12 protein-coding genes and 1 tRNA gene are annotated in these 15,930 nt (G+C 45.7%); 9 read left to right on the forward strand and 4 right to left on the reverse strand.

Annotation, left to right across the window (positions count from 1 at the left end; all coding sequences use genetic code 11):
* Window positions 1–3: 3 nt before the first annotated feature.
* Window positions 4–867, forward strand: a complete 864-nt coding sequence (locus QT998_RS06160; RefSeq protein WP_333114698.1) for a DUF6671 family protein — start codon at window positions 4–6, stop codon at window positions 865–867.
* Between the two features lie 13 nt (window positions 868–880).
* Window positions 881–2,356, forward strand: coding sequence for a glycolate oxidase subunit GlcD (gene glcD, locus QT998_RS06165; RefSeq protein WP_333114701.1), 1,476 nt, complete (start codon window positions 881–883; stop codon window positions 2,354–2,356).
* A 58-nt stretch (window positions 2,357–2,414) separates the two neighbouring features.
* Here glcD and QT998_RS06170 read toward each other — a convergent pair whose 3' ends face one another.
* Window positions 2,415–4,307, reverse strand: a complete 1,893-nt coding sequence (locus QT998_RS06170) for a PAS domain S-box protein (RefSeq protein WP_333217952.1) — start codon at window positions 4,305–4,307, stop codon at window positions 2,415–2,417.
* A gap of 530 nt (window positions 4,308–4,837) precedes the next feature.
* Here QT998_RS06170 and purH point away from each other — a divergent pair.
* Both purH and QT998_RS06180 read left to right on the forward strand, forming a co-directional pair.
* Window positions 4,838–6,382 carry a bifunctional phosphoribosylaminoimidazolecarboxamide formyltransferase/IMP cyclohydrolase gene (gene purH / locus QT998_RS06175; protein WP_333114705.1) on the forward strand — a complete coding sequence of 515 codons (1,545 nt, stop codon included), beginning with the start codon at window positions 4,838–4,840 and terminating at the stop codon, window positions 6,380–6,382.
* 295 nt (window positions 6,383–6,677) lie between these two features.
* The gene (locus tag QT998_RS06180) at window positions 6,678–7,616 is read left to right on the forward strand and encodes a 2OG-Fe(II) oxygenase (RefSeq protein WP_333114706.1); all 939 of its coding nucleotides are present in this window, start codon (window positions 6,678–6,680) and stop codon (window positions 7,614–7,616) included.
* 402 nt (window positions 7,617–8,018) lie between these two features.
* Here QT998_RS06180 and QT998_RS06185 read toward each other — a convergent pair whose 3' ends face one another.
* Window positions 8,019–9,500: an ankyrin repeat domain-containing protein gene (locus QT998_RS06185; RefSeq protein ID WP_333114707.1), complete on the reverse strand. Its 1,482-nt coding sequence runs from the start codon at window positions 9,498–9,500 to the stop codon at window positions 8,019–8,021.
* Between the two features lie 96 nt (window positions 9,501–9,596).
* Between QT998_RS06185 and QT998_RS06190 the strand changes: the two genes are divergently transcribed.
* On the forward strand, window positions 9,597–10,067 hold the full coding sequence (locus QT998_RS06190; protein WP_333114708.1) for a DUF4079 domain-containing protein: 471 nt from the start codon (window positions 9,597–9,599) through the stop codon (window positions 10,065–10,067).
* Window positions 10,068–10,891: 824 nt separating this feature from the next.
* On the opposite strand, the gene QT998_RS06195 is transcribed toward QT998_RS06190, so the two are convergent.
* A tRNA-Ser gene (locus QT998_RS06195) sits at window positions 10,892–10,976 on the reverse strand.
* 34 nt (window positions 10,977–11,010) lie between these two features.
* A complete protein-coding gene (locus QT998_RS06200) occupies window positions 11,011–11,928 on the reverse strand; it encodes a TIGR04168 family protein (protein ID WP_333114710.1) in 918 nt (305 codons plus the stop codon).
* Between the two features lie 218 nt (window positions 11,929–12,146).
* Here QT998_RS06200 and nadA point away from each other — a divergent pair, with 218 nt between their 5' ends.
* The 4 genes from nadA (at window position 12,147) to QT998_RS06220 (ending at window position 15,913) form a co-directional block, all read left to right on the forward strand.
* Complete coding sequence (gene nadA / locus QT998_RS06205) at window positions 12,147–13,115, forward strand: quinolinate synthase NadA (protein WP_333114712.1); 969 nt, start codon at window positions 12,147–12,149, stop codon at window positions 13,113–13,115.
* A 250-nt stretch (window positions 13,116–13,365) separates the two neighbouring features.
* Entirely contained in the window at window positions 13,366–13,983 is a 618-nt protein-coding gene (locus QT998_RS06210) for a TIGR04282 family arsenosugar biosynthesis glycosyltransferase (RefSeq protein ID WP_333089038.1), read from the forward strand.
* Between the two features lie 589 nt (window positions 13,984–14,572).
* A complete protein-coding gene (locus tag QT998_RS06215; RefSeq protein WP_333114714.1) occupies window positions 14,573–15,289 on the forward strand; it encodes a TIGR04283 family arsenosugar biosynthesis glycosyltransferase in 717 nt (238 codons plus the stop codon).
* Window positions 15,290–15,403: 114 nt separating this feature from the next.
* On the forward strand, window positions 15,404–15,913 hold the full coding sequence (locus QT998_RS06220; protein WP_333089034.1) for a photosystem I reaction center protein subunit XI: 510 nt from the start codon (window positions 15,404–15,406) through the stop codon (window positions 15,911–15,913).
* The last annotated feature ends 17 nt before the right edge of the window (window positions 15,914–15,930 follow it).

Consider the following 15,930-nt stretch of genomic DNA (forward strand, 5'->3'; position numbering starts at 1 on the left):
TAGATGAACCAACATCACTTATTGATCGACCGCACCGCCGTTATTGCTACAATGCACCAAAAAGAACGGGTGATGGCTCCCATTGTGGAACGAGAATTAGGCGTTAAAATTGTACTGTCGCCAGAGCTTAATACAGACGCTTTCGGAACATTTACTAGAGAAGTTAAACGCTTGGGCACTCAAATAGAAGCCGCCCGCCGGAAAGCAGAAAAAGCTCTAGAAATTGCGGGCGAAACTCTGGCATTTGCGAGTGAAGGTACTTTCGGCCCTCACCCAATGATGCCGTATCTGCCAGCTAATCGAGAAATCGTAATTTTATTAGATCGAGCCAACAATCTCGAAATTATCGGCGAATCATTGTCTGTAGAAACTAATTACAGTCACCAGTTAGTTGCCACTATAGAAGAAGCAGATGATTTTGCTCAAAAAGCTGGATTTCCCGCACACGGACTGGTGGTTATAGTTGGCGATGCTGCTAAAGGGGAGGGAGACATTGTTAAGGGAATAACTACCGAAAAGCAGTTGTTTGAGGCGGTGACAGCAGGCTTGAAAAAATCTTCAACTGGCAGAGTTCACATCGAAACAGATATGCGGGCGATGTACAATCCCACTCGGATGAAAAACATCGAAAATGCAACTCTCGATTTAGTTAGAAAATGTCAGCAATTGTGCCCGCAGTGCGGTTGGCCGGGATTTGAAGTTACTGACAAAAAAATCGGATTGCCCTGCGGACTTTGCTATTTTCCGACTCAGCTAGTGCGATCGACTATTTATCAATGCAAAAACTGCGGTTATACTAAAGAAGAACTGTTTCCCGACGGTCGAGAGACTGCCGATCCAGCTCAGTGTCAGTATTGCAACCCTTAAAATTAAGTTACTAATGATAGCCGTAGCAACCGAACGCAACTGGAAACCCGTTATTAAAGAATTTGAGGCTGTAGTCGGCAAAAACGGGGTAGTGCAGCGCCGCGAAGAATTGATTGTTTACGAGTGCGACGGGCTCGCCAGCTACCGCCAGCGCCCCGCTGTGGTAGTGTTGCCGCGCACTACCGAGGAAGTGGCAAATGTGGTCAAAATATGCGATCGCAATTCCATTCCCTGGGTAGCTAGAGGCGCAGGAACCGGGCTTTCCGGCGGCGCTTTACCCGTAGAAAACTGCGTGCTGATTGTCACAGCCCTGATGCGAAAAATCCTAAAAGTAGACTTAGAAAATCAGCAAGTTGTCGTACAACCGGGAGTAATTAATAACTGGGTAACGCAAGCAGTTAGCGGTGCCGGTTTCTACTACGCACCCGATCCTTCCAGTCAAATTGTTTGTTCGATTGGCGGTAATGTTGCCGAAAATTCTGGCGGCGTTCACTGCCTCAAATACGGAGTTACAACCAATCACGTTTTAGGATTAAAATTGGTAATTCCCGACGGTTCCATTGTCGATGTTGGCGGCGAAATTCCCGAAATGCCCGGTTACGATTTAACAGGTATATTTGTCGGTTCCGAAGGCACTTTAGGCATCGCCACGGAAGTTACTTTGCGAATCCTGAAAGCGCCGGAATCGATTTGCGTTTTGTTGGCGGATTTTGCCAGTATCGAAGCAGCGGGCGAATCGGTTTCCGATATTATCAGCGCTGGGATTATTCCAGGCGGTATGGAAATCATGGACAATATCAGCATCAATGCTGTAGAAGATGTAGTAGCAACTGGTTGTTATCCCCGCGATGCGGCGGCAATTCTGCTGATAGAAATTGACGGTTTAGAAGTGGAAGTTGCCACAAACAAACAGCGAATTGCTGATATTTGCAAGCAGAATGGAGCGCGAAATATCACTACTGCCCATGACCCGGAAACGCGGATGAAAATTTGGAAAGGGCGGAAAGCTGCTTTTGCGGCGGCGGGTCATCTCAGCCCGGATTATTACGTGCAAGATGGCGTAATTCCGCGCACGCAAATGGCTTATGTTTTGAAGGAAATTGAGGGTTTGAGCGAGAAATACGGTTATCGGATTGCGAATGTATTTCACGCGGGAGATGGGAATTTGCACCCGCTGATTTTGTACGATAACTCGGTAAAAGGTGCGTTGGAAAAGGTGGAAGAATTGGGGGGAGAAATTCTCAGGCTGTGCGTGAAAGTCGGCGGCAGTCTTTCGGGGGAACACGGCATCGGTGCTGATAAGAAGTGTTTTATGCCGGATATGTTTTCGGAGGTAGATTTGGAGACGATGCAGTGGGTGCGTCAGGTGTTTAATCCGAAAGGTTTGGCGAATCCTGGGAAGATGTTTCCGACGCCGAAGACTTGCGGGGAAGCGGCGAGGGCTAAGGTTGAAACTATGAAGAAGTTGGAGGGTGCGGAGGTTTTTTAATTCCCCAGATAAGACGGCAGTTTCAACCGCCGTCTTATCTAATGTGCGATCTAATGTGCTAATGTGCGATCGGCATTTTGATAATAAATTCCGTGCCCTTGCCCAATTCCGAAGTACAAGATAATTCGCCATTGTGTCTTTCTACAACAATTTGATAGCTAATTGACAAACCCATTCCCGTGCCTTTACCAACGGGTTTGGTAGTAAAAAATGTATCGAATATGCGCTGCTTAACTTCTTCAGCAATTCCCGGCCCGTTGTCAGCAATTTTGATTTCTACAAAATTCTCCCTAACTTCTGTGCAAATCTTAATCTGGCTGGGACTCTCTCGCATTTCTTGAAAACTTTGCTTACTATTCCCATCACCTAAAGCATCGATCGCATTACTGAGAATATTCATGAAAACTTGATTTATCGGCCCACCAAAACACTCCACAGGTGGTAAGTTTCTATATTCTTTGATAATTGCAATTGGCGGTATTTCACCATTTCCTTTCAAACGGTGATTTAGTATTAACAGCGTGCTGTCAATACCTTCATGGAGGTTAACGGGTTTCATCTGTGAATCGTCGTGCCGCGAAAAGTTCCGCAGCGACTTGACAATCTGGTCAATCCGCTCGATACCGACGCTCATTGAAGATACGATTTTGGGGAAATCTTCAACCAAAAAATCTAGCTCATTCTCTTCTATTTTCTGTTGAATTTCTACAACTGGATTGGGATAGTGCTTTTGGTAAAGTTCGAGGTAATTAAACAAGTCTCTAGTATAATTTTTGAGGTAAGCAAGATTGCCGTAAATGAAGCTGACGGGGTTGTTGATTTCGTGAGCGACTCCGGCAATTAGCAATCCCAAACTAGACATTTTTTCGCTCTGCACTAATTGGGAATGAGTGGATTTTATTTCTTTTAGTGCTGCTGCTAGTTGAGCTGCTTGTTCTCTGCTTTGTGCTTCCGAATTATGCAATGCTTCTTCGGCTTGTTTGCGATCGGTTATGTCTCTCTGTACACCGATGAAATGAGTTAATTTACCTGTTCTATCGCGCACTGGAGATATTGACAAAGCATTCCAAAAAGCGGTTCCGTCTTGGCGGTAATTTTTTAATCTTACCTTGCATTCGCTCTCTGTTTTCAATGCTTGGCGGATGGTGTTTAGCGCATCGGAGTCTGTATCGCTTCCTTGCAAAAATCGGCAGTTTTTCCCGATAACTTCCTGTCGCCGATAACCTGTCATGCTCTCAAATGCGGGATTGCAATAAATAATTGGATGTTCTGGGTTAGTTGCGTCAGAGATGACTATTCCGGTGCTGGTAGCTGCCATAGCCCGATCGTACAACCAAAGCATTTCTTCGGCGCGCTTGCGATCGGTAATGTCCCGCAGCGTCGCTAAATAAGCCATTTCTCCTTCCCATTCCGTTTCCACCAACCGCATTTCTACCACAGCATTTTCTTGCTGCTTGCGAATAACTTTAACTTCTGTTTGTACGACGCGAATTCCTGCTGTAGCTGCTTTTCCAACTGGGGGAATAATATCTGCGTTCATCTCCAGATCGCAAGCAGAACCTTCTACTAGCAAACCACCAAAAAACTCTCGACCTAAAAGTTCCTCCACCGTGCAGTTAAACAGCGCTTCTGCTGACTGATTTACAAAACAAACCAGTCCTCGTTTGTTGACAATTACCATGCCGTCTGCATTCTTTTCTATCGTATTCCGAAACCGACCTTCGCTAGCTTTCAAATCCTGCTTGAGCTGTTCCATTGCTCGCTGCATCTGCTGCATTTCACACAAACTCAGACTGTAAGCTTGTGAAAAGTTGGCCTGTGTCGAAGTTTCTGCTGATTTTTTTGATATCTCTTGAGAGTTTATTCTATTGGTCATGTTGCTAGCAGTTTGTTTCGGGTTCCTGCTAATATTACTGAGCTGATTTTCTGAATCTGCTTCTTGAAAAAACATATTTGAACCTACTATTTTTTTTATTAAGATGTCGCTCTTGCCCAATTTTTTGGCTAATTTAGGGATAGAACAATTTATAACCGATGCTAGCACATGAATTTGATAATTAATCCTAAAATATCCTTAAGATTATAGAGCGATCGCCAGCGAATTATCTATTACACTTGAATAAGTAATTTTAACAGCATAGACCCGGGCGCGGGAGGCTGCCGTGAAGGGGAAAGATGGCTTCAATCCCTCTGACAGCGGACAATATAACAGGATCGACGCACCAGTTATAAATATTTATAGCCTTTCTCCGAAAGGTGAGGTACTGTCCGGCATAGGGCATATGGTATACCTCACCACGCTTGAGAACAGCTATATAATTAACTGAAAAGTGTTTTATTGTATAGAAAAAATATACTTATAACAAGCCAAGTCATGTTGAGATAATGTAATCACAGTCACAAACTACCAAATTATTCCCCTACCACCAGATTTGATATAGAATATAACCTGTCTATTTTTGCGATCGCAATTTCAAACCAATGGCACGTCTAGCACTTCTGAGCGTATCCAACAAAACCGGGCTAATCGACTTAGCGCGCAGTCTAGTAGAAGAATTTGAATTTGACATAATTAGCAGCGGCGGGACAGCAAGCGCCCTCAAAGAAGCAGGAATCCCAGTCACAAAAGTTGCAGAATATACTGGTTCCCCCGAAATTTTGGGAGGGCGAGTCAAAACACTTCACCCGCGAATCCACGGAGGTATTTTAGCGCGCCGCGATGTAGCGCAAGATATCGCAGATTTAGCCGAAAATCAAATTCGGGCGATCGATCTAGTTGTAGTGAATTTGTATCCATTTGAACAAACAATTGCTAAACCGGGAGTAACTCTAGCAGACGCAATTGAACAGATCGATATCGGCGGGCCGGCAATGCTGAGAGCTTCAGCTAAAAACCACGCTCATTTGACAGTTTTGTGCAATCCCGAACAGTATAATACTTATTTAGCAGAACTGCGGGAAAACGGCGGGGAATCCTCTTTAAAATTCCGGCAAAAGTGCGCGTTAGAAACCTTCAAACATACAGCAAACTACGATCGCGCGATCGCCAATTATCTCAGCAGCCAATCCGAGCCAGAATCGAAGCTACCAGAAGATTTCAACGTATCGGGAACAGAACTGCAAACACTCCGCTACGGCGAAAATCCCCACCAAGCGGCCACCTGGTATCAAAGCGGAACTGCACCCACAGGCTGGACGACTAGCACCATCCTGCAAGGCAAAGAATTAAGCTACAATAATTTAGTAGATTTAGAAGCAGCAAGGCGGCTAATTGTAGAATTCCCGGACACTCCCGCCGCCGCTATTCTCAAGCATACAAATCCTTGCGGTACAGCCTTGGGAACAACTATTTCCGAAGCGTATCAAAAAGCTTTCGACACCGATTCAGTCTCAGCTTTCGGTGGAATTGTCGCCCTCAACCGCCCGATTGATGCTGCTACCGCAACGGCGTTAACTAAAACATTTTTAGAATGTATTGTTGCGCCGGGGTGCGAACCAGAAGCGGAAGAAATTATCAAGAAAAAGGCAAAAGTTCGAGTCTTGATTTTGCCGGATTTGACTCAAGGGCCGCCACAAACTGTTAAAATTATTGCAGGTGGTTTGCTGGTTCAAGAGTCAGACAATGCAGTAGAAGAAACTAGCAACTGGCGCGCAGTTACTGAGAAACAGCCGACTGCTGAAGAGTGGGAAGAGTTGCTGTTTGCTTGGAAGGTAGCGAAACACGTTAAATCTAATGCGATCGTTGTAACGCGCGATCGCACTACAATCGGTGTCGGTGCGGGACAAATGAACCGCGTCGGATCGGTTAAACTAGCATTGGAACAAGCAGGAGAGAAGAGTCAAGGAGCGATTTTGGCTAGCGACGGCTTCTTCCCCTTCGACGACTCCGTAAAAACGGCGGCGGGCGCGGGGATAATTGCGATCGTCCAACCGGGAGGTAGTATGCGCGATAAAGATTCGATCGAAGCAGCCAACCAACTCGGAATCACAATGGTTTTCACCGATATCCGCCACTTTTTGCATTAGGAATAATACCTAGCAATTTTCAATTGTGTATCATAGGGTAGGGATACAATAGTGTTTGGGGATGTCAATAAGCGCCTAATTTTTTTGTATCCCTCGTTGATAGCAGAGTCTAGATCCCCCTAAATCCCTCTTAAGAAGGGGGACGAAAGAGAATACTCTTATCCCGTCTTAAGACGGGAGATTATGACACTCTTGTCCCCCTTTATTAAGGGAGGTTAGAGGGGATAGAAAAGACTGTGACACCAATCAAAACTGTTATATCCTAACGACTTCCCAGTTGCATCCTTAAAAAATTATGACTTACACTCAACAGCAAATTCAACCCCAAGACGTAAAAGTTAAAATCCTGCTCACCGGCGGACATCAGTGCACCATTACGCTCAAATCCGACACACCATTATTGCACAGCCTAGTCAAAACATTAGTCGATCGCACCCAAGCAACAGTAGGTTTTTCCACCTTATTTCAAATCCCCATAGACGATGGGCGTTCTAGCCTTTCCTTTCCCGGCGAACACCTAGTCGGATTAGTCACTGAACCCCCAATTTACTTGCAGCAACTGCAACCGCAGCAGCCAGCAACTCCCGCCGAAATCCCCGCCGAAATTCCCGCCGAAATTCCCGCCGCCGCGCCTATAAATGACGACTTAATATCTCGCTACGCCCAAATAGATAACTTTTTGACACCAGCAGAAAAGAACAAATTAATCAAATATGTTTTAGCAAAAGAATCCGAATTTGTGAGTACCAGCACCTCAACAAATGCCGAAGATTACCGCCGTTCTATGGTACTTCATTCATTCCCCGAATTTTCAACAATGATGGTAAATCGGATTAAAGGAATTCTCCCCGACGTGCTGCGGAAATTAAATATCCCATCATTTCCGCTTGGTCATATAGAATCTCAGCTAACCACACACAACGACAACAACTTTTATAAACTTCACAACGACAGCGGCTCGCCCGATACCGCGAGTAGATTTTTTACTTACGTTTACTATTTCTATCGAGAACCCAAGGCTTTTTCCGGTGGCGAATTGCTGATTTATGATAGCAAAGTCGAGAACAATTTTTATGTGGCGGCCGACACATTCAGAACGGTAGAACCTCGGAATAACAGTATCGTATTTTTTCTCAGCCGCTATATGCACGAAGTTTTGACAGTTAGCTGTCCCTCGAAAGCTTTTGCTGATAGTCGCTTTACTATTAATGGCTGGGTGCGGAAAGCGGATTGAGATAAGATTTGCGGGTTAATCTGGGTGCGCAAAGTAAAGATAAAACGGCGGTTAATATCAATTCCGGTTGCACTCATACATGATGTTAACTGTTAACAGTGAATTTATATCAATTCTGTTAGCATCAGAATTATTCATTTCTCTCTAATCTCTCTGTGTTCTCTGTGGTTAAATCATTCCGATGCAACCGGAAACGATATTACTATTCCGATGAAGAGAGAATTTGATATAAAACCAGGTTTACACAAACAAAACCCAATCTGAGAGGGGTTGAAGAATGGATGGTTAACATTACGTTTTTTTCTTGATACGGCATTTTTTTCAGTCGGCGGAGGCGGACTAAAGTTTTTGTAAACCTGGTTTCAACCGCCGTCTGCATCTGCATCTCCCATGATGCGATATTTATTCCTGTGCTCCTGCATCTTTTAGCAATTTCACAATAGTCGAATAACCTTTAAACTCAGCCAGCATTAAAGCTGTATAATTGCCGGGATTTTTGTGATTTAGTTCTGCACCGGCGGCGATTAAAATCTTAACTGCATGAGTATAACCGCGATGGGCGGCCCACATTAAGGCAGTTGCACCGGAATCATCCAGCAGGTTGACATCCGCGCCTTTTTCGACTAATAATTGGACGATCGCCAAATAACCGCGATCGCACGCCTTCATTAAAGCTGTCTTCCCCAAATCTGCCGGAACATTCGGATTTGCACCGCCGTCGAGCAAAACCTTCACCGTCTCAGTATGTCCGCCAAAAACAGCCAGCGTCAAAGCCGTCTCCCCAAAGTTTTTAGCATTCAGAAAATCTGCCTGATTTGAGTTGACTTTTTGCAGCAAAGCCGCTACGATCGCACTGTGACCGTGAACAGCAGCCACCAGCAAAGGCGTATCGCCCAACCGATTTCTGGCTCCGACACTAGCACCTCGGTTTAATAGCAATTCCACCACATCTTCGCAGCCTTCAACCACCGCAAAATTCAACGCAGTTTCATCATCTCTGTCCTTAGCGTTGATATCCGCTCCAGCATCGAGTAACATACGTGCGATCGGCAAATTTCCCCCAGCAGCAGCCGCCATCAAAGCCGTGCCCCCATCTCCATTTTTCACATTCGCATCAGCGCCCGCACCCAGCAAAGCCCGCACCGCATCAATATTGCCGAAATCCGCAGCCAAAGTCAAAGCAGTTTCGCCGTCTTTGTCGCGAATTTCCGCATTAGCGCCATCCGCCAACAGCACCTCGACAACCGCCAAATTGCCTGCCGTTACAGCCTGCATCAAAGCAGTTTTGCTCTCTAGATTTTTAAGATTAACATCCGCACCGCGATCGAGCAAAATTCTGACAATTTCAGCGCTACCTTGACTAACAGCTAAAAACAGCATGAAATTGTCAGCAACAGCACCCGCATCAGCCAAAACTTTCACAACAGCTTCGTTCCCGGACAAAGCCGCTATTTTCAGAGCAGAATCTCCATCTATATCTCGGACATTCACATCAGCCTTAGCATCAAGCAAAAGCCGCACAACATTAACATCTCCTTTGAGAGAAGCGGCCATCAAAGCCGTACTTCCATCATCATTTTTTGCATCAACATCAGCCCCCGCAGCCAACAACAGCCGCATAACATCAGCCTGTTTGTGAGCGGCGGCCAGCATCAAAGCCGTCAGCCCAAAACGCCTGCTCGTGAGGTTGACATTAGCGTCATTGTTTAGTAGGATACGCACGATTTCCGTATAGCCATTTTGGGCGGCAAACATCAAAGCCGTTGTCCCCTCAGAGTCTTTGGCATTAGCGTCAACGCCTTTAGCGAGTAAAGCTTGGACGTGAATAATATTGCCAGTCTTGGCCGCTTGAATCAATACAGCGTCTTGTTTAGTGGCAGGCATAATAGTATCTCGTTCTGTATGTTTTTACCATCACATGAGAGGGACTTACTGGTATACTAATTTTTATGAAGTTTTTTTGCTAATTCTGAGAACACTATGAACCTCGAAATTCCTGAGTCAGTGAAAGTTTGGAGCCAATTCTTCCACCCAATTTTAATGTGGGTATTGCTGGCTCTGTCATTTTATGCTTTGTATCTCGGTCTTCAAATCCGCCGTACCAGAAGTGCTGAAGGCGAGGCCAAAAAAGAATTAATTAAGGGCAAATTCAACATCAAGCATCACCAAATTGGTTCTTTGCTGCTAGCCTTGATGGTAACAGGGGCGATCGGCGGAATGGCTGTCACCTACATCAACAATGGCAAACTATTTGTGGGATCCCACTTGCTAGCAGGCTTGGGAATGACCGCAATAATTGCCATTTCAGCCTCGCTGACTCCTTTGATGCAAAAAGGTAATGATTTGGCCAGATACAGTCACATCGTTCTAAATGTGGCGCTATTGGGGCTGTTTGGCTGGCAGGCGGTAACAGGTGTGGAAATCGTGCAAAGAATTATCAGCAAAATGTAATCGTTAAAGCACGATTCACTCTTGGACGCGCGAGTGTCCTGAAACCGGGTTTTTCACGATAATACTTCGTTTGTAGACGTAGATCATTCTAAAAACTCGGTTTTTTTAGTCCCAGTGCGTAAGTGCTATAATTGCGATCGGGCTGTCATATAGCCTTGCTCAAAAAAGTCAGATACAGGTTGAAATTTGAGATTTGAGATTTGAGATTGAGGGTTTGATACCTCATTTTTGTCAGAACTACTATAGCGATTCTCAAGCGTGGTGAGGATAGCCCAATGCCCTGCGCGGGCAAATGCCCTATCCGGGATAGTACCTCATATGAGAGCTTGAAAGGCTATAATAGATTAATCTATTTTTGTTGCCAAATTTTCAATTTACTCTAAATTGTGCTTTGCTCAAAGTATAAGTAAGCAAATTAGTTTGCGGTCAAGTTTAGTTTAGCAAAGCCAACCAACTAAAATGCCCTCTTTAAAAAAATATCCTTTATCAAAAAGTTTAGATGTTAGATTTTTCGGCTTCGCGAGCGAACAAGTTTTAGATGGGAGGATTGAGGGAGCGAGCGATCGGTCAATACCTCCTATGATATCAAATCCTCTCTTCATCGGAATAGTAAATAGACTGTTAACAGTTAACAGTTAACAGTTAACATCATGTATGAGTGCAACCGGAATTGATATGAGAGCTCGAACTGCGATAATTAATTTTGTTTAACTACTTATCGACTTTCTATCCAAAACTCTATCCAGTTCACTTTGTCGGGGGTTTTGCTGGAGCCGAGAGTGTTGCTAAAGCTTGATATTAATTGGCTCAAAGCCTTGAAAAAACGGAGAGGGTGGGATTTGAACCCACGGAACCTTACGGTTCACCTGATTTCAAGTCAGGCGCATTCGACCACTCTGCCACCTCTCCCGGTAGATAAACTACATCATACCAGTAGTTGCCACTAACTACAAGCCTTTGCCGATTCTGTGTGCCGGTAAAGAATTTGTTCTAAAACCACTGCGAAATCTTCCCCCAGCCAAACTAGAGACGCTTCCGACACTGTGCCATTTTCCAGCAGCACGATCGAGAAATTCCGCAGTTTCGATCGCTCTCTCTCCACAATTCGCGGTACGCTGGCGGCATTCAAATAAACTGTACCCTCCCCACTCACGAAACATGACTTCCGCAACTCGTGCTTAGTGTGTCGCAGTTTGTGGTGCATATGACCAAAAGTTACCAGAGGTACGTGCTTCCCAGCACTCCGAGTTCGATCGATCGCCTCAGCAAAATCCGGGTCTCCCCAATCCCCTCCCAGCGGCTTCCAATCTCGACCGCAGGGGTCTTCAGGAGCCTCTCCCAGACCCGTCGGGCCCGTGTGACCCAAAAAAATCACATTTTCGCAATCCGCATCCGCCGCAGCTCCTGCAATGCGTTTGGCCGACTCCTCAAAACTTTCTACCCCAAACCATTCCGAGTAAAAATCGTTGTACTTCCACTCCGACCCCCCCCAAGTAAACGGGCGGCTTCCCACCACAGTTACGCCCAATTTGGGAAAATCTCGCTTGCTGTAACCGACGTGGGCTTCTCCCATTAAATCTAACTGCTGTTTTACCCAATTTTCTTTAGTGCGATCGTAGGGGCACTGACTCCGGCCCCACTCGGTTGCTGTGTACCAAGCGTCGTGGTTTCCAAACACCGCAGCTTTCGGAATGTCCAATTGGGCGATCGCCCGCACTACATCCACCGACTCGTTCCCAAAATCCCCCACAAACAGCACCAAGTCAACGCCCAAATGCTTCAGCGCCTCGCCGTCTTCTGCTTCCCAGTGATCGTGAACGTCCCCCACCACCGCAATTTTGATAGATTTAGCTTTATTCATTTGATTTGTTATGTGCGATCGATCCCTAGCCCCTTCTTATCAGCATAGGAAACAGCGACCAATTTTTGCACTCTCCCCCAGGCAATTTTAGATTTTAGATTTTAGATTTTAGATTTTAGATTGGCCCAACCAGCCACTTGCAACCGTTTTTGGTGAATTCAACTATAATTCAAAATACATTTGAGTCCAGCCGCCACCATTCACCCAAGATTCTAACTGTGTTTACCACCGCACCTGCTCCCAACTTTACCCAAACCAGACTGCCCGACGACTTGTTTGCCGCAATCAACGCCCTCAAACAAGAGTTAAACGCCGTCATTCTCGCCCACTACTACCAAGACTCCGACATCCAAGACATCGCAGACTTCATAGGCGACTCCCTAGAACTTGCCCGCAAAGCCGCCAACACCAGCGCCGATGTCATAGTTTTTGCCGGAGTTCATTTCATGGCAGAAACCGCCAAAATCCTCAATCCAGACAAATTAGTATTATTGCCCGACTTAAATGCAGGTTGTTCCCTCGCCGACAGTTGCCCGCCCGAAGCCTTTGCGGCATTCAAAGCCGATCGACCAAAACACTTAGTTATTTCCTACATTAACTGTACCGCCCAAATAAAGGCAATGAGCGACATAATTTGCACCAGCTCCAACGCCGTCAAAATTGTCAACCAAATTCCTGAAAATCAGCCAATAATCTTTGGGCCCGATCGCAATCTCGGCCGCTACGTCATCGAACAAAGCGGTAGACACATGGAACTTTGGCAAGGAGCCTGCATCGTCCACGAAAACTTCTCAGAAAAAAAGATAGTTCAACTCAAAATCGAAAATCCCGAAGCCGAAATCATCGCCCACCCAGAATGCGAACCTCCCGTACTTCGCCACGCCAATTATATCGGTTCCACCGCCGCTTTGCTCAAATATACTCAATCGAGTTCCAGCCAAGCATTTATTGTCGCGACTGAACCGGGAATAATTCACCAAATGCAAAAGCAAACACCACACAAACAATTTATCCCCGCTCCTGGCAACAACAATACTTGTGCTTGCAACGAATGCCCGCACATGAGATTAAATACCTTGGAAAAATTGTACCTATCCCTCAAAAATCAAACTCCCGAAATTACCATGTCCCAAGAACTGCAACTAGCCGCCTTGAAACCAATCCAGCGAATGCTAGAAATGAGCTAACCATCAATCACTAATTTTCAGTTAACCTATTGTAGGGTAAATTGGGTGCGACAATTAACTTAAGCCACCAAAAAACAAATATTAAACCGCGCCCAACCCACCACTATTAGATTTGCATTGCACTCAATCGCAGACAATATTGAAATTATCTGCATTTATCTGTGTCGATCTGCTTAAAATCTGCAGTTTACCCGCTCTATCCTGTGATTTGTGCAAAAACTCCCCTCAAAAATCTCAAATTTCAAATGGTATGATTCCAGAAAAACTGATTGTTTTCAGCCGCTATCCCGAACCCGGAAAAACCAAAACTCGACTGATTCCTGTGCTGGGAAAAACAGGTGCTGCCAATCTTCACCGCTTGATGGCCCAAAAGGCGATCGCCCGCGCGCGCTCTCTCCAAAACTCCCGCCGATTATCAGTAGAAATTCATTACACAGGCGGCAGCCCACAACAGATGCAAGACTGGTTGGGAACCGATGTTATTTATCAAAATCAAACAGACGGCGATTTAGGGGCCAGAATGACCGCAGCATTTCAAAATTCTTTTAATTCGGGGATTGACAAAGCTGTAATTATCGGCACTGATTGTCCCGCTCTGAAACCAGAAATCATGGCAAAAGCTTTTGACGAACTGAGCCAACACGATTTAGTTTTGGGTGCGGCAAAAGACGGAGGTTATTATCTGATCGGGCTGGGGCGATCGATACCGGAATTGTTTGGCGGCATTAACTGGGGAAGCAGCGAGGTATTTGCTGCTACGCGGGCGATCGCCCAAAACCTCGATCTGAAAATTGCTTATCTTCCCACTCTTGCAGATATCGATCGACCGGAGGATTTGCTAGATTTAGATATGAATATGTTGAAATAATTAAACTCGTCGATTGAGCAGATCTAATTCATTAGTAATTCTCATGTTTAATTAATAAAAAACACTTGATTTTGAAACCAGAAAGTCACAATATAGTAATTGTATTTGTCTGACCAAATGCAGTGGTTAGACAGCGCTTGCGACAATAGTCGCAAGCGCGACAAAAAGCCAAAATACAACAAACTTTAGTTCAAAATAGAATCATGATTTGAGGGCGATACTCTGCGATAATCGTCCCCCAAATCGTAGAAACCCGGTTTCTGACTGAATTGATCCTAAAGCGTCGCCCAACTCCTAGAAACCCGGTTTCTGACTATAGCGGTTATCAAAAAAGTGAGGATAGCCCAATGCCCTGTTTGGCCAATCCCTCCGCTTCGCTCCGCCCTGTTTGGCCTATGCCCTATGCCCTATCCCGGATAGTACCTCATATGAGAGCACAGAAAGGCTATATTTATGGCTACTCAACCCAAAACTCATAGAAACCCGGTTTTTCGACCCCATCTGTAAAGCCTAAAACTGTCCCAAGCTGTTGAATAACAGATAAGCTTTGTACAACCCGCCCTCTATGTCACGGGTTGCTTAATTCTGTATGCCATCAGAAAATCATAATCTCAAAATTTCTATTATTATTCCAGCCTTAAACGAAGCACCTACGATCGCCCCAGTCATCTCCACCGCCCGAAATGCTAAAAATGTTGAAATCATTGTCGCCGACGGCGGCAGCAGCGATGGCACCGCAGATATAGCCCAATCTTTGGGCGTGCGAGTTATCTCTACCTCCCCAGGCCGCGCTACTCAAATGAATGCAGGTGCCGCCTCCGCTACTGGAGATATCCTGCTTTTCCTCCACGCCGACACTCTTTTACCCCCAGGCTACGACTCTGAAGCGCGCACGGCATTAGCTAAACCGTCCACACTAGGGGGGGCGTTTCCACTCAAAATTGATGGGCGCAGGCTCTGTCTGCGGCTGGTAGAAACAGGGGTAAACTGGCGATCGAACTTTCTCCAAATGCCCTACGGCGATCAAGCCATTTTTCTGTACTCAGCTACCTTTGACAAAATCGGCGGTTTTCCCGACTTACCCCTGATGGAAGACTTTGAATTCGTGCGCCGGTTGAAAAAACAAGGCCGCATTGCCATATTACCCCAGCCCGTGCTGACCTCCGACCGCCGCTGGCAGCAGCTTGGGGTCATTAAAACCACTGCAATTAATCAAATAGTAATTATCGCTTATTTCCTGGGAGTGTCGCCCGATCGACTCGCTTTCTGGTATAGAGGACAAAAGAAAAATTCTTCTGAAAACTAAAGAATAGTGAACTTTTCTAAAGCTCGGTAGCATTTATGCAAATAGGAAGCCCGTCCCTGCGTAAAATATGACTTGAACGCCTCAAAATTTACGCACAGCGAGGAAAAAGAGAATATGGCCGATCCCAGAGATGCAGAGCTTATTAAACCCTTTAACGGCGACCCCTTCACGGGTCATCTAGCAACTCCCATCAGTGCTTCTGATTTCACCAAAGCATTCATCGGGAACTTGCCTGCCTACCGCAAAGGACTCTCGCCCCTAGTTCGAGGTCTAGAAATCGGTTTGGCACACGGCTATTTCCTCGTAGGCCCAGAAATCGTCTTCGGACCCCTGCGGGATTATCCTGAAGCAGCTAATCTTGGCGGACTAATTACAGCCCTAGTCATAGTTCTACTCGGCACACTAGGTATGTCTGCTTACGGTTTGGTCTCTTTCAAGCAAGACAACACCAGCTACCCCAGTGCTAATCCCATGACTCCCGATTCCCTCAGAAATGGTGAAGGATGGAGTCAGTTGACCGCTGGTTTCTTCATTGGCGGCATGAGCGGCGTCTTTGCTGCCTACTTCTTGCTGGAAAACTTTAATGGCGTTGATGCCATTTTCCGGGGTTTAGTCAACAATTAGACTCCGCTGCTCGATAT

The sequence above is a fragment of the Microcoleus sp. S1D4 genome, assembly GCF_036700765.1.
Lineage (GTDB): Bacteria > Cyanobacteriota > Cyanobacteriia > Cyanobacteriales > Microcoleaceae > Microcoleus.

Excerpts from the sequence above, each read along its gene's own strand:
- QT998_RS06160 (WP_333114698.1), top strand. The coding sequence starts at position 4 with ATGAACCAACATCACTTATTGATCGACCGCACCGCCGTTATTGCTACA.
- glcD (WP_333114701.1), top strand. The coding sequence starts at position 881 with ATGATAGCCGTAGCAACCGAACGCAACTGGAAACCCGTTATTAAAGAA.
- QT998_RS06170 (WP_333217952.1), bottom strand. The coding sequence starts at position 4,307 with ATGTTTTTTCAAGAAGCAGATTCAGAAAATCAGCTCAGTAATATTAGC.
- purH (WP_333114705.1), top strand. The coding sequence starts at position 4,838 with ATGGCACGTCTAGCACTTCTGAGCGTATCCAACAAAACCGGGCTAATC.
- QT998_RS06180 (WP_333114706.1), top strand. The coding sequence starts at position 6,678 with ATGACTTACACTCAACAGCAAATTCAACCCCAAGACGTAAAAGTTAAA.
- QT998_RS06185 (WP_333114707.1), bottom strand. The coding sequence starts at position 9,500 with ATGCCTGCCACTAAACAAGACGCTGTATTGATTCAAGCGGCCAAGACT.
- QT998_RS06190 (WP_333114708.1), top strand. The coding sequence starts at position 9,597 with ATGAACCTCGAAATTCCTGAGTCAGTGAAAGTTTGGAGCCAATTCTTC.
- QT998_RS06200 (WP_333114710.1), bottom strand. The coding sequence starts at position 11,928 with ATGAATAAAGCTAAATCTATCAAAATTGCGGTGGTGGGGGACGTTCAC.
- QT998_RS06210 (WP_333089038.1), top strand. The coding sequence starts at position 13,366 with ATGATTCCAGAAAAACTGATTGTTTTCAGCCGCTATCCCGAACCCGGA.
- QT998_RS06215 (WP_333114714.1), top strand. The coding sequence starts at position 14,573 with ATGCCATCAGAAAATCATAATCTCAAAATTTCTATTATTATTCCAGCC.
- QT998_RS06220 (WP_333089034.1), top strand. The coding sequence starts at position 15,404 with ATGGCCGATCCCAGAGATGCAGAGCTTATTAAACCCTTTAACGGCGAC.